At 52.2% G+C, this 13722-nt stretch carries 10 protein-coding genes and 1 pseudogene; 3 read left to right on the plus strand and 8 right to left on the minus strand.

All coding sequences use genetic code 11. The annotated features are described in order from the left end of the window. Positions 1-20: 20 nt before the first annotated feature. From NSU14_RS15235 to NSU14_RS15250, 4 genes and pseudogenes are all read right to left on the minus strand, one after another. Positions 21-1412 (minus strand): ABC transporter permease, encoded by a 1392-nt coding sequence (locus NSU14_RS15235; protein WP_171719390.1) that lies wholly within the window; start codon positions 1410-1412, stop codon positions 21-23. A gap of 194 nt (positions 1413-1606) precedes the next feature. Continuing rightward, positions 1607-2296, minus strand: a pseudogene (locus NSU14_RS15240) (ABC transporter ATP-binding protein); the annotation flags it as partial. Between the two features lie 48 nt (positions 2297-2344). Continuing rightward, a complete protein-coding gene (locus NSU14_RS15245; protein ID WP_340945976.1) occupies positions 2345-4957 on the minus strand; it encodes a hypothetical protein in 2613 nt (870 codons plus the stop codon). 183 nt (positions 4958-5140) lie between these two features. Further along, positions 5141-5974 (minus strand): helix-turn-helix transcriptional regulator, encoded by an 834-nt coding sequence (locus NSU14_RS15250; protein ID WP_042137023.1) that lies wholly within the window; start codon positions 5972-5974, stop codon positions 5141-5143. A gap of 144 nt (positions 5975-6118) precedes the next feature. Here NSU14_RS15250 and NSU14_RS15255 point away from each other — a divergent pair, with 144 nt between their 5' ends. The 3 genes from NSU14_RS15255 (at position 6119) to NSU14_RS15265 (ending at position 9814) form a co-directional block, all read left to right on the plus strand. Continuing rightward, positions 6119-8182, plus strand: a complete 2064-nt coding sequence (locus tag NSU14_RS15255) for a beta-galactosidase (RefSeq protein ID WP_336100626.1) — start codon at positions 6119-6121, stop codon at positions 8180-8182. 595 nt (positions 8183-8777) lie between these two features. Next, complete coding sequence (locus NSU14_RS15260) at positions 8778-9497, plus strand: AzlC family ABC transporter permease (protein WP_042141160.1); 720 nt, start codon at positions 8778-8780, stop codon at positions 9495-9497. Then, positions 9488-9814 (plus strand): AzlD domain-containing protein, encoded by a 327-nt coding sequence (locus NSU14_RS15265; protein WP_042137016.1) that lies wholly within the window; start codon positions 9488-9490, stop codon positions 9812-9814. Before NSU14_RS15260 ends, NSU14_RS15265 begins: the two co-directional genes overlap by 10 nt. 4 nt (positions 9815-9818) lie before the next feature. On the opposite strand, the gene NSU14_RS15270 is transcribed toward NSU14_RS15265, so the two are convergent. From NSU14_RS15270 to NSU14_RS15285, 4 genes are all read right to left on the minus strand, one after another. Then, positions 9819-10760 carry an alpha/beta hydrolase gene (locus NSU14_RS15270; protein ID WP_340945983.1) on the minus strand — a complete coding sequence of 314 codons (942 nt, stop codon included), beginning with the start codon at positions 10758-10760 and terminating at the stop codon, positions 9819-9821. Positions 10761-10858: 98 nt separating this feature from the next. Beyond that, complete coding sequence (locus NSU14_RS15275) at positions 10859-11266, minus strand: MerR family transcriptional regulator (protein WP_042137014.1); 408 nt, start codon at positions 11264-11266, stop codon at positions 10859-10861. A gap of 27 nt (positions 11267-11293) precedes the next feature. Beyond that, the gene (locus NSU14_RS15280) at positions 11294-12637 is read right to left on the minus strand and encodes a hypothetical protein (protein ID WP_340945987.1); all 1344 of its coding nucleotides are present in this window, start codon (positions 12635-12637) and stop codon (positions 11294-11296) included. Next, complete coding sequence (locus tag NSU14_RS15285) at positions 12634-13722, minus strand: DUF58 domain-containing protein (RefSeq protein ID WP_076244962.1); 1089 nt, start codon at positions 13720-13722, stop codon at positions 12634-12636. Before NSU14_RS15285 ends, NSU14_RS15280 begins: the two co-directional genes overlap by 4 nt.

Consider the following 13722-nt stretch of genomic DNA (forward strand, 5'->3'; position numbering starts at 1 on the left):
GCTTCCTTTCTAGCTTAGGCTTAATCTCGTTTAATGGCGGTCAACGCATCGGTTCGGGAGGCGCTGATGGCCGGATAGATTCCGGACAGAACTCCGGTCATAATGGCAAAGGATATCCCGATCGGCAAATTCATCGGCGGGATGAAGAAATTCATCCCATCGCCTGCCGAACCGACCAGCTTATTTAGCCCCATGACAATTAAATAGGAGAACAAGACACCGAGCAGTCCGCCCAGCAATCCCAGAAGCGCGGCTTCTGTAATAAACATATTGCGGATCTGACCCATGTTAGCCCCCAGGACTTTCATAATGCCAATCTGCCGGCGACGCTGATGGGTCGACATCGTCATAGCCACAATAATGGAGATCGAGGCGATGATCAGAATAAATACACCGATGCCGAGTGCTGCCATCTTAATCATGTCAAATTGTTCCTTCAGCATTTCCTGCTGGAACAGATTGTCTTGAGCGTTCAGTGACAGCTTCTGAATCATCTGCTCGACTGACTTGATGTTCGCCACATCATCCACTTTCACTGTAACTGCGTTATAGCTCCCCTCTTCCGGGAGATTGAGGACACTGGTGGTGGAATTATCAAATACCAGTTCCTTGGAGAGCTGCGCTGCAGTTTCAGGTGATATATACATAATCTTGTCATACGAAGCCTGCATATCGTCGATCCCTTTTGCTCCTTCCAGAATGCCGCCCACCTGAAGCGGAGAGCTAAGCTTCGTTGCAGGTGTTGTTGTGCTATAGTCCTGCGCCTGAATCTGAATCTGCTTGCGGTACAGCTCGGAGGGCTGGACCGATAGTTTTCTATACTGCTCCTGAATATCCTGATTGAACGGATCATTGCCCATACTTTCATAAAGCTTCTGGCGGGTCTCCAAGTCGATTAAGCCCAGCGTCGCCCCGTAATTGAGCACGATCGTTCCCGGCTGGCCATTCGCTCCGCCCTGCTTGAATTTATGATCGTATTCCGTCAGCATCTGCAGATCGGCGACAATGATCCTGACATCAGCAATCTTATTGTCGATCGTCACCAGCTGCAGATATCCTGCCTCCTGAAAAGGTGAAGCGGCCTTCACATGATTCAGTCCCTGGATAATCTTCAGCTTCTGGTCCGTCAGCTTGCCCGGGTCGAGGTTCTCATTCACCTCTCCAGAACCGCCGCCTCCGCTGCCGCCCTTGCCGTTTGAAGGAATTCCCCCGCCCGGCGAGACCATAATTTCGTCCATTTTGAAACTTTGGTTCACCTGTTCGGTCACATAGACTTGAGCAGATTGGCCCACACTCAAGGCCACGATAATTGCTGCGCAGCCGATGGAAATCCCGGTCATACATAGACCTGTAACCACCTTGCGCCGTTTGACCTGTTCCCAGGCCATCCGTGAAATATCTCTGATCTTCACGGCTTCCCTCCCTCTGCAGGCTCAGCTTCACCAGGCGTCTGCTGCTCAGCTTCACCAGGCGTCTGCTCTTCAGTACCTGCAGCTGCCTGCTCTTCAGTCTCTGCAGCTGCCTGCTCTTCAGTCTCTGCAGCTGCCTGCTCTTCAGTCTCTGCAGCTGCCTGCTCTTCAGTCTCTACCTCTACAGCTGCCTTCTGCCCGGCTTTCGCAGCTGTCTGCTGCTCAGTGATCAGGAAGCCGTCTCTGAGCGTAAAGATCCGCTGCATTTGTTCCGCCACCTTATATTCATGTGTAACTACAATAAACGTGGTTTTCATCGTACGGTTCAGATTCAGCAGAATGCTGATAATCTCCTCCTCGGTCTTGGAATCCAGGTTCCCCGTAGGCTCATCTGCAAAGATGACCGACGGTTCTGTGATCAGTGACCGGGCAATACTGACCCGCTGCTGCTGTCCCCCGGAGAGCTGGGAAGGGAATAAATCCGCTTTGTCGGGAATGCCCACCTGCTCCAGCAGGGCGAGCGCCTTCTTCTTGCGGACGGATGGAGACACCGATTGGAATACAAGCGGCAGCTCTACATTCTCCCGGACAGTCAGGCTGGTAATCAGCTCATACGCCTGAAAGATAAATCCGATATGCTTGCGCCGGAACTCGGCAAGCTTGTTCTCGCCCATCTTCACAATGTCTTTGTCGGCAATGTAGATATGACCTTCCGTAGGCTTCATCAAGCCGGCCATCAGATTAAGAAGCGTCGACTTGCCGGACCCCGAACTGCCCAGTAGTGCAACCATCTCCCCCTCCTTGACGGCAAAATTGATTTTATGAAGAACGGATGTCCATTCATTACCGCTTTTGTACGAATGCGTAATATCTTCAACACGCAACATGGAAGCTGCTCCTTTTTTAACCGGTATATTTAGTTTGATTTATGAAGATCATTCCTCAGGCTTGACCGGATTCACATTGGTGACTGCATAAGCCTGGCTGCCCAGCTTTATGCGCTCACCCTGGAATTCATCATAGAATGTTAAGGAGTAGGCCCCTCCACCCATCGTTTTGTACAGGGTTCTGCTGATGGAGAGCGAATACTGGTTGTTGGTTCCTTCGGTCAGATCTGTTCCGAGTGTAAGTGTCTTCTCTGTAGAGATTCCAAACGGATCGGTAATCTGCAGAATCAGCTTATGTTCAAGCGCTCCTGCATCATACTGGTTATCCCGCTTCAAGCCATAGTTGATCGTAATATCCAGGGTATCCGATGACCTCAGATGCTTGCCTTCAGAGCTCTGCACGGAAATTGTATACGGATATAACACAGTCGAAGCCAGTGTAGTAGCAGGTACATTACCCTGCGGATTCAGCTGGAGCGCAGCCACATCCACAAATCCGGTCGCTTCCTCTTTACTCTCAATTAGCTTGCCTCCGTTGATACCGGCACCCAGGTAGAGTGAAATGTCCGCGATATCAGCAGCTTTGGGCAGCTTGGTCCAGAATACTACCAGCTGTTTGGCACCCGGAGAAGCACTGTTATCCGATTGGCTGGAGCTTGCTTCAAAATATTGTCCATCTTTGGTTTTGTAGTAGGCCTGCAGCCGGGCCATCTTGCTCTGTCGCTTCTCTTCACTGCTCAGCAGAAGCTCCGTATAGACCAGATTGTAATTCTCTCCTTCATATACAGTGGTTTTGTTCTCCATCAAACTTGCCGCTTTACCTTTTTTGCTTATAGTGTAGCTCTTGCCCTGCGCAATGGTCGGGATACTGTTGATCGAGTTGTTGACACTGAGATCCAGGAACGGAACACTTTCCGAATTCTGTGTGCCGTTTAAGGCAACCCGCATGTCCCGGAACTCTGACGTGTAGGCTATTTTGCCAAGTACATACAATTCCACCGATTTACCTGGGGCTAGCACCGATGATTCCTTGTTGTCCATGTACAACTCCGTAGTCACGGGCAGACTGTCATTGTCAAGCTTGATTGAACCCTTCAGCTCCGGGATCGTAAGTGACACAGTCTGTGTGTTGGTGATTCTCAGTCTTGCAGCTACAATGTCATCATCTCTCCATGGGTAACGCTGCAGAGATTGAATACTGTAAGAGAATGAACCGTATGAATTCGTCGTCATATACTCCTGGCCGGTCATCACATCAGCACGAAGCGCATAGGGGATTACGAAGTAGGCTACAGGGAAAATCATCTTAGTAGTCGCGGTCACAGGACTTGCTGGAGCCGGTGTGCCCGGAGTACCGGTAGTTCCCGCTCCCTCGCTGGTCCCGGATGAATCAGGCCCGCTTATATTATCCGCGCCAACCGCTTCGATCATCAGCAGCTGCAGGCCGGACTGCTCCACTTCAAGCGGTACGCGGACCGTCAGCGGAATGATTTTGGTCTCTAGCGGCTTGAGTGTAACTCCGCTTAACCCCTTCGCACTCACCGGGAAGGTTGTGCCTTTCTGGGATTTGACCGCCAGCTCATAGCTTGGCAGCGTTACTGCTTTGTTGCCGGTATTCTTGATCTGCATCTGAAAAGTCCATACCGCATCTGCATCCTGTGAATATACATTGGCATTGCGTATCAGCGTTTCTATGGTATTGCTGTTCACGATGATTTTTTTGACTACGCCGCTGCCGACGACCAGATTAGGTGATGTGGCCGCTGGAAGCTTATAGGCCGATTTCGGCAGCTCCAGCTTCGTAGTTTCATCCTTTTGCGTAAATTGTAGCTTCATATTATCCGTCTTAAGGTAGGCTGGTATTTCGGCCAGATAATAGATGCTCCGCTTCTCTTGCGGCTGAATCTTGTAATCTGCCTGCGTGCTGCTTAACGCAAGCTCAAAGGAAGTCCCGCTGGCGGATACCAGATACGCAGAATACCCCGGATCCCCCAGCACCTTATTTCCTTTATTGGTCAGATTGAGTCCAACCTTGGCATAGACTTTGCCGCCGTATTTGTAGAGCTGCAGTGAATCTGCACTGGCTGTAACAGGAATGTCGTTCATGGTGGTATTCAGGCTTGTACCGGCTGCTGCAGCTGTAGAGTAATTCGCCGGAACTGCGTAAGAACCCGTCTGCTTCAGATACCCCTTCGCCTTGGCGTCCCAGACCAGCATGGAGATCTTAAGGCCCTGCAAGGATGAAGTTTGTCCCACATTTACATAGTAGGTAACGCTCAGACTTTCTTTCGCGCCGACTTTTTTCTTCAGTGCATCCGTTCCTACCGGATTCCCCGGAAGCACTGAACCGCCAGGTGTTACAACCCGTGAGAAATATTTCAGCAGACTCGCGCTTGAATTACCGGAATTGGTATATTTCAGCGTATACGATACGATATTTCCGCCGGTCTGACTCCAGATGTTCACGTTCTCAAGGACTGCAGTCACCCCGGCTCCCAGCGGAACGGAATTGAATTTGAATGCTGGTGCAGCGGCGGGTGCCGCCGCGTTCTTTGATGTTGCGGCTGCGGCGGCAACGGGGGCAGTGATGCTGCCGGCCAGCTGGCCGGCTACAAGCGTACTCACGAGCAGAGCAGCATATGTAACTCTATACTTTCTCATTTATTTCCCTCCAGATGTATTTACTAGCAATATTATAGTTGCAGACAGCGTGGAAATTGTATCCACTTTGTAACCCTTCGCCTCCGGTTGTAACCTTCTCAAGCAAAAACATGTCAAGTACAGCACAAAAAGCGCTGATAATGTAACAAAGTTTGTTAATATTGTTTCGGCTACACTATGATTCTATGAGCTGAACAACCGTCTGTACTGGTTTGGCGGCATGCCTTCCAGCTGTCTGAAGACCTTAATGAAGTAACTCGACTGGTGAAAACCGCTCTGCAGCGCAATTTGCGCGACAGACAGCTCAGTCGAAACCAGCAGCAGCTTGGCACGGGCCATCCGGCAGTCACTTAAATAACGGTTCGGCGTCTTGCCCATTATGCTCCGGAACAGCCGCAGAAAATGATAGCTGCTGTAACCGGCAAGCCGGGCCATCGCTTCCAGTGTCCAGGGCCGCTCGCATTCGCTGTGTATCCTGTCGGCCGTGAGCCGGATGGAATGTCTGATCTCCAGCGGTACCGACCCGTGCAGCGGCTCAGAATTCTGCATCAGCGTCACAAGAATCTCATAGAGCAGGGTAGACAGACGCGGTTCACTCCGGGTCTCATAAGCCGCACTTAGCCTGTACATCTCCTCGAAGACCGGCTCATAGCCCGTTCCGGGATCGAAGGTAAAAAAATAACCGCGGGAGTGATCCGCCTCCTCCAGCATCGGCAAAGATAAAGCTGTGGCGAAATGGACCCAGCGCACATTCCAGGCCTGGCCCGGATCAGAACCGTATTGCTGGTAAGCCCCCCGCGGGAACAGAAACCCGCTCCCCCGCTTCATCGATATCCGTTCCCCTTCCTGGAACACATACCCTTCTCCGCCAAAGACCATATGAAGGTTATAGCTGCCCAGGAAACCTTCACTTCTGCGCTCCGCATGCTGCGGGAAGTCGCTGTAATGGCCCAGCATCTCCGGATAACATACATAATGGGCATACGCTGGCTGCGGTAGAACATAATGCTTTTTCATACGATCCCCTCTTCTCTCCGCCTTGAATCAAGCACGCAATATAGTAATATAATAGCAATATTATGTTATATAAGTGTATACACTGCTGATAATACAATAGATTGGTACCAACTATAAAGCATATATTTACACTTGGAGGTTACTATGAAGAAACCTGTTGCTGCAGAACGATTCGAGCTTGGCGTCTGTTATTATCCCGAGCACTGGCCTGAATCCATGTGGGCGGATGATTACCGCCGTATGGTTGAAACCGGATTCACTATTGTACGTCTGGGCGAGTTCGCCTGGTCGGTATTTGAGCCGGAAGAAGGTCAATTTCAATTCGGCCTGTTTGACCGTGCTATAGATTTGGCGCACAGCTACGGGCTGAAGGTGATTATGGGAACACCTACTGCCACTCCGCCCGCCTGGCTAACCGAGCAATATCCTGAGGTATTAAATGTGACTCATGAAGGTGTGACGATGCAGCATGGCATGCGCCGTCATTATAATTACAGCAGCCCCAAATACCGTGAGCTCTGCGCCAGAATTGTGACTAAGCTTGCAGAGCATTACGGCAGTCACCCCGGAGTGACCGGCTGGCAGATCGATAATGAATTGAACTGTGAGGTAAATGTGTTCTACTCGGAGAGTGACCATCTTGCCTTCCGGACGTGGCTTCAGGATAAATATGTGACACTGGATAAGCTGAATGAAGCCTGGGGTACTGTGTTCTGGAATCAGACCTATACCCGCTGGTCACAGGTCTATCTGACCCGGCCAACCCCCTCGCCTAACCAGCCCAATCCGCATCAGGCACTGGATGAGAAGCGTTTCATCTCTTATAACACGATTTATTTTGCCAAAATCCAGGCGGATATCCTCCGTGAACTGGCACCTGACCAGTGGGTGACTACGAACGGCCTATTCGGACATCTGGACAGCCATGAACTGAATGACGAGCTGCTGGACTTCTTCAGCTATGATTCATATCCGCAATTCTCGACCATTTACTATGATCCGGCAGAGGTGAACCCGCTGCGTGACCGCGGCTGGGGACTGTCACTCTCTGCGGTCCGCTCGGTCAGCAGCAACTTCTGTGTGATGGAACAGCAGTCGGGACCCGGCGGTTGGGTCAACCGGATGGATATGCCTTCTCCGAAGCCCGGGCAGATGCGGCTGTGGACTTACCAGTCTATCGCCCATGGTGCGGATATGCTGCTCTATTTCCGCTGGCGGACAGCTACTATGGGGAACGAAATCTATTGGCACGGCTTGAATGACTATCATAACCAGCCTAACCGGCGCGTGAAGGAAGCTGAGTTGATCGGCAAGGAGCTGGCAAAGATCGGCAAAGCCTTCATCGGCAGCCGGACTCAGGCTAATATCGCCATCGTGCGGGATTATGATAATGAGTGGGACGGGGAATATGACATCTGGCACGGGCCATTCATGTGGCAGAGCAACAAGGAATGGTTCAAGGCACTGCAGCGGAAGCATATCCCCAATGATGTTCTGTATATGCGCAGCAATACAACGCTTGCGGAGCTTGTGCGTTACGAGGTGCTGGTCTACCCGCATCCGGCCATTATGAGTGACGACACAGCGGCCCTGCTGGATCAATATGTACAGCAAGGCGGGAAGCTGATCTTCGGCTGCCGCACCGGATACAAGGATACCACCGGACAATGTTATATGCGGCCTTTTCCCGGAGCAGCCCAGGAGATGTGCGGTGTAACCGTGGAAGAGTTCACTATGGTCAAAGGAACACGTCAGCCTACCTCGATCCGATGGACGAATAATCCAGGGACGCTTACGGGTGCGGATGCTTTCAATGATATTCTTCATGTGGAAGAGGACAGTGTCGAGGTTATGGGAACCTACGCTACCGATTATTATGCCGGCAAACCGGCGGTAACCCGCAACAAGCGCGGCAAGGGGGAAGTCTGGTACTACGGGGCTGTATTCAATGAGCAGGCCGTGCTGCAAATGATCGGAAGTTTGGGACTGAATTCACCAGCTGCCGAATGGCTGGAATTGCCGCCGGAGATTGAGCTGCAGATCCGCGCTTCTGAGGGAGATGCCGCTGCAGGACTCACCTTCCTGCTTAACTATAGTGAAGAACCGGCAGAGATCGTGCTTAAGGAATCCAGAACGGATCTGCTAAGCGGGCAAACCCTCACGGGAAGTTATACGCTGGATGGATATGGCGTTCTGGTGCTGGAATAACAATTCCTTTTAAGCTTAGGCATGACTAAATCAATATAAAAGGGTTCCGCCGCCGCAGATTGCTCTGTGGATAGCGGAACCCTTTTGCTGCTGCAAGCTGCCCGGTACCGAAACGAGCGAGGGCATTGCAGCATATGAAATATAGAATTTCCTTGCAATTCGCTGTGAATTATTAGATATTAAAAACTGAAATTCATATTCAGTTTCAACGTGGAAGTTAGTGATAGTTGTATTATGTGCAATTAAAAAACAGAGAAAAAGCATGTTTGCCTCTAATAACTGTAGTCTGTACAACTAAATTTGCCCGAATGGGCGAGCACCCCTCTACATAGGGCAGTTTAATTGCACGAAATACAACTAAACGCTTAAACACTAGTAAATCAGGTGATTTAGATGTACAAAGTACAATTAAGCATACCTGATATACCGTGACCGGTCACTGTCAAACCTTCAGCAAGCGGTTTACCAAAGCGGTTATTACAAGTTTATATGTGATGCTATACATAGCTTGGAAATGAATAGTTTGGAATATAGAGGAGCGAGTGAATCCGTGAAGCCAGAATTCATACAACAGGAGTCTCCGGCGAATGGCCGCCTGCAGCGGGATGCCCTAGAGGTACCGGAGGGGAATGACACCTTCCTGCAAGGGGTCAAAGACTGCCTCCCTACTCTGCTCGGCTATCTAAGCATTGGCTTTGCAGCAGGTGTCGTGGAGAAAACTGCCGGCCTCTCCATTGCCGAAATTGCCATGATCTCCATTATTCTTTATGCCGGATCAGCCCAGTTTATCGCCGCAGGAATGATTGCGGCCGGAAGCAGCGCCTCCAGCATCATCATCACAATTCTGCTGGTCAATCTGCGTCATCTGCTGCTGAGCGCGGCGATATCGCCGTACTTCCGCCATTTGAATCCGCTGCGCAATCTGCTGATTGGATCACTGCTTACCGATGAGACCTTCGGGGTAGCCATCCAGAAGAGCGCCTCCAGGAAGCGGATCAGCGAGAAATGGATGCACGGGCTTAATATCACAGCCTATCTGAACTGGTTCCTGGCCAATATCGCCGGCGCCTTCCTCGGACAGTGGATATCCAGTCCGGAGAAGTGGGGGCTGGATTTCGCTCTGCCCGCCATGTTCATCGGACTGCTGGTACTGACGGTCATGGCACGGCGCAAATATCTGCTGGACATTACCGTCGGCTTCATAGCTGTCATTGTTGCCGTTCTGGTCTCTATTCTGTGGTCGCCCAGCATGGGCGTAATTGCGGCAGCTCTTATAGCCTCTACGATTGGAATGGTGATTGAACAATGGAAATAAGACTGGACATCTTCTTCATTATCCTGGGCGCTGCACTCGTTACCTTCATCCCGCGCGTTCTTCCGCTTATGCTGCTTAGCCGGATCTCCATTCCGGACTGGGGGATGCGTTGGTTAAGCTTTGTACCAATTGCGGTAATGGCTGCATTGGTCGCCCAGGAACTATTCGTAACAGACGGCAGGTTCGCCGGCCTTTCCACGAATGTGGAGCTGATCGCGGCATTGCCCTCCTTCTGGGTAGCCGTCAAAACCCGCAGCCTGCTCGGAACCGTAGTCACCGGCATCCTGGCGCTGATGCTGCTGCGCCTACTGTTTTGAACCCTTATACTTCAGCTTCCAGCTTCAGCGTCTCTTTTACATATTCGCCAATATGATGAATCGCCTGCTGCGCTTCAGGCAGCAGCGCAGCCAGCATCTGAAACACACTCCACATGTTCTCCCACACTTCCAGCTTGGCGGGTGTCCCCTCCTCTAGTGCCTTACCGGCCAGCCGCTCGGCATCGCTCAGCAGAACCTCGTGATCACCTACTTGAATGAACAGAGGCGGCAATCCAGTGAGGTCTTGTCTCAGCGGTGATAATAGTGCAGGAGCTTCCCCGGCATACTCCCCAAGATAATCTTCCAGAATACGCTGATTAGTCTCCCGGCTTCCGGTCGGATCTCTATCCGCCCGGCTCGTATAAGACTCTCCGTCCAAATGAACTAGATCTCCATGAGGCGAGAGCAGGAATGCGCCGCCCGGAAGCGGCTTCCCTTCATCCCGCAGAGAGATCAGCGTCATAAGGGCAAGCGTGGCACCTACGGAATCTCCGCCAAATATGATATGCCCGGGCTTGAAGCCCTGGTCCAGCAGCCACAGGTACGCAGACAGGCAATCTTCACCCGCAGCCGGATAACGGAATTCCGGAGCCAGCCGGTATTCCACAGTAAGCACCGCAATTCCGCTGGCGGCCGAGAGCCTGGCGGCCAGATCCCGGTAGACTGCACAGCTGCCGGCCACAAACCCTCCGCCGTGGAAATACAGAATTACCTTTGTATCCCAATGCGCATCCTTTTTCCCAGCAGTTCTGACCGACTCCCCACTGAACCTCTCTGTCTTTACCTGCTCAACCTGCACACCGTTTAGCACAGGCAGTTGTCCGGCGGATTCCGCAAGGGCAGCGCGGATCTCTTGGGCCGGTTGTCCCGGATAGGGTTTATTGTGCTTCAACTGGTTGGAAATGGCCTGCAGTTGTCCGGCTGGAGTAACACTAGGGCATAACATAACGGTTCATTCCTCCTCTTAATCGTTCATAGACTCAATATAAACCCTGTACCGGAGTACAGGGTCAAGTGGCTATCTCAGATTAAATTCCCGCCGGTTCAGCCTTTCATGTTCAAGATATCAAGAGTCTCCTGAACACCCGGATGCCTGTCCTGTGTAAGGAGGCTGCTCTTCAATTCTTCCAGCTTTGTGCGGGTCTTGTGCCGTTTGGCAATCTCCAGATCAACAGCAGCCATTTTACTCTCAATAACTGTAATAAAATCCGGTATTCCGATACTGCCGTCTGCAGATTTGACCAAAGCTTTTTTGATCTCACGCAGAGTGAAACCGCAAGCTTTCGCATTCTGAATAAAAGCGATCCTTTCCAGCGCTTCCTCCGGATACATCCGGTATCCGCTGGACGTGCGCTGAGGCTGCGGAATCAGCCCGTATTTCTCATAATACCTGAGCGTTTCTATGTTTACTCCGGCCTCTTTGGCCAGCTCGCCTCGTAAATATGGGGTCATCCCTATTTCTCCTTCCTGCAGGATTAGCTACAGCTTCAACTGTTCTTTAAGTGCCGTAATCTCTTCAGCAGAGAGCTCAGTGAGGTCTGACTGTTCCTCATCTGCATATCTGGCTTTATTATAAAATGCAAGCAGGCGGTTATAGGCTTCCCCTTCGCTGCCCGGGTATTTGCGCTGCCGCTTCTGTCCTTCCGACCATGCTGCCACATCGGCAGCCGTCTCCTGAGGCGTCAGATATGCCTTCACCTCATACCCGTCAGTATGCTTGGCGCGGAGCCAATGACGATAGAGCCAGCGGATGCGTGCCCGGCTTCCGTCCATCGTCTCCCACCGGTCCCGGCGGCTGGATGGTGTAAGCCTGGTACGAAAGTAATCCCTGAAGCCCTGAACAGTCTGCTCCCAAGTGAACAGGCTGGTCTCTTCATCCTGATAACCGGCAGCAGCTGCAGGCGATTCTCTGCGCAGCACTGTCAACAGCCAGTCCATTGCTCTGCGGAGCAGTCCACCGGTATTTCTGTATAGCCAGCGTACTCCGTAATACAGCACCACAACTATTGCAGCTGCACCTATAATATAGAAGCCAATGTTAAGAATTGCGGCCAGAATGCCAGGTTCACCGGCTTCCGCTGCCGGGAATTCCTGAATGGCTTGTGGAGGAGCCTCCTCCGGCGGAGGTTCCTCTGCACCGGAGGATAGCCGGCTGAGCCAGGTGAAGAAGAGCCTCACCGCATTCCACAGCAGCATACCCACCGTTTTGCCGCCGCCCGCCGCCAGGACTGCCGCCAGGACAATGAATCCCGCCAGATACAGGCGGTTATGCCGCCGCAGGCCTTCAGGCAGACGTGCAGAATCACTGTTTAAGGAGCTGTAGCGCAGATGGCTGCTGTTGGAGTCAATCAGTGCCAGCACCAGGCATAAGCTTCCGCTCCAGGTTAATATAGTCACATTAGCCTGAAGCTCCGGAATCTGGGAGAAGGCTATTGAACCAATGAAATAGATTGTGATTCCGGCCAGATAGATTCTGAATCGGTTCACCCGTGAAGCTGTAGTCATGCCAAGATACGCACAGACTGTGGCACCCGCTACCAGCGGTATGCCCGGGAGTGTCAGTGTGCTGCTTATCAGTCCGGTCAAGAGACCCAGCAGCAGCGCCGCCAGCAGCTGCTGCCATAACCGGCTGCATCTATGCCGCAGCAGTACACCGCCTGCAACCAGCAGCGGTAATAGGTAAATCCACCGTACCGCTGCTTCACCCGATTGCAGATAAGTCTGCAGCGCCAGCCAGACAGGCAGAAGCAGCAGCCAGTCTATGAAAGCAGTAATCCATAGCGCAAGGTTGGCCTGGAATGAAGATGAGAAACGGAGTTTCATAGCGCTGCACCGCCTTCTTCCGGAATATCCAGCCATTCTACTCCATTCCCCATGAAGCTCAATACCGCAGCGGCATCCTGCAGTTCCGCCCCCCGGTGACAGGTAATGATCAGATAATCCGTATCGCCTTCATCCTTCTCTGCTTCAATCTCCATCAGCCTGCTCATTGGCAATGTTCTGTCCAGATTCAGTCTGGCCAGCATGCCAAGGAATTCTTCAGCCTGTGATATCGGCCAAGTATCCACCGGATCTCTTGCCCCGCCACCGTCCAGCCTTCCGTTGCTGAGCAGCCGGGTCTCAATGCCATGGCTGATGGCATATTCAGCCACGGTCGCCGCATACCGGATGCCTAGCTCGATCCGCTCCACATCGGTTACGGTCCGCCACATGGAATCGCTGATCTCCACGTTCAGGCAGATTACAAGCCGTGAATCGGCCGTGAAATCCTTCTGATGCACCTGCATGCTTCCTGTCCGGGCTGTCGCTTTCCAGTTGATCGAAGCCAGGGAATCCCCTGCACTGTACTCGCGGGTACCTGCAGTAAGGAACGGATCTTCTACAATCCAGCGCTTGACGGGCAGCTCGCCGAGCCAGCTGTGCACCGGCAGCGGAAGCTCATGAAATTGAAGCAGCCCCGGGTAGACAAGCAGCTCCAGCTGCAGCGGGAAGGTCTTCGATTTGCGGCTCATCCCGAAGAGATCCCCTGTGGTCATCGTCGCGGTCTCCAGAAGAAACAATCCGCGCTCCCGGCAGATCACGTTATGCCGGCGTTTGATGTGGCGGTAAGACCTGAGAAAGAACAGGCTGACATGATTCTGTGAGATCTCACCGCTGCTGATGCCCAGATTCTCCTGGGAGCCGAACTCAAGCCCCCGGGCGATACTGGATTCCAGACGCAGCCAAGGCAGGGGAAGCAGCTTCTTATTCATGATCTCCTCGACCATCTCCACCTGCTCTCCTGCATATACGGCCTTGGCCGAGAAATAGCGGGTATATGTGACCTTCTTAAGTGCGTTACGGTCGTATATAACAGAGACGAACAACAGCAGAAACAGCGTGCTTGCAATGAACCACGGCAGCGACAT

Source organism: Paenibacillus sp. FSL R10-2771 (assembly GCF_038000205.1).
GTDB classification, from domain to species: domain Bacteria; phylum Bacillota; class Bacilli; order Paenibacillales; family Paenibacillaceae; genus Paenibacillus_AQ; species Paenibacillus_AQ phytohabitans.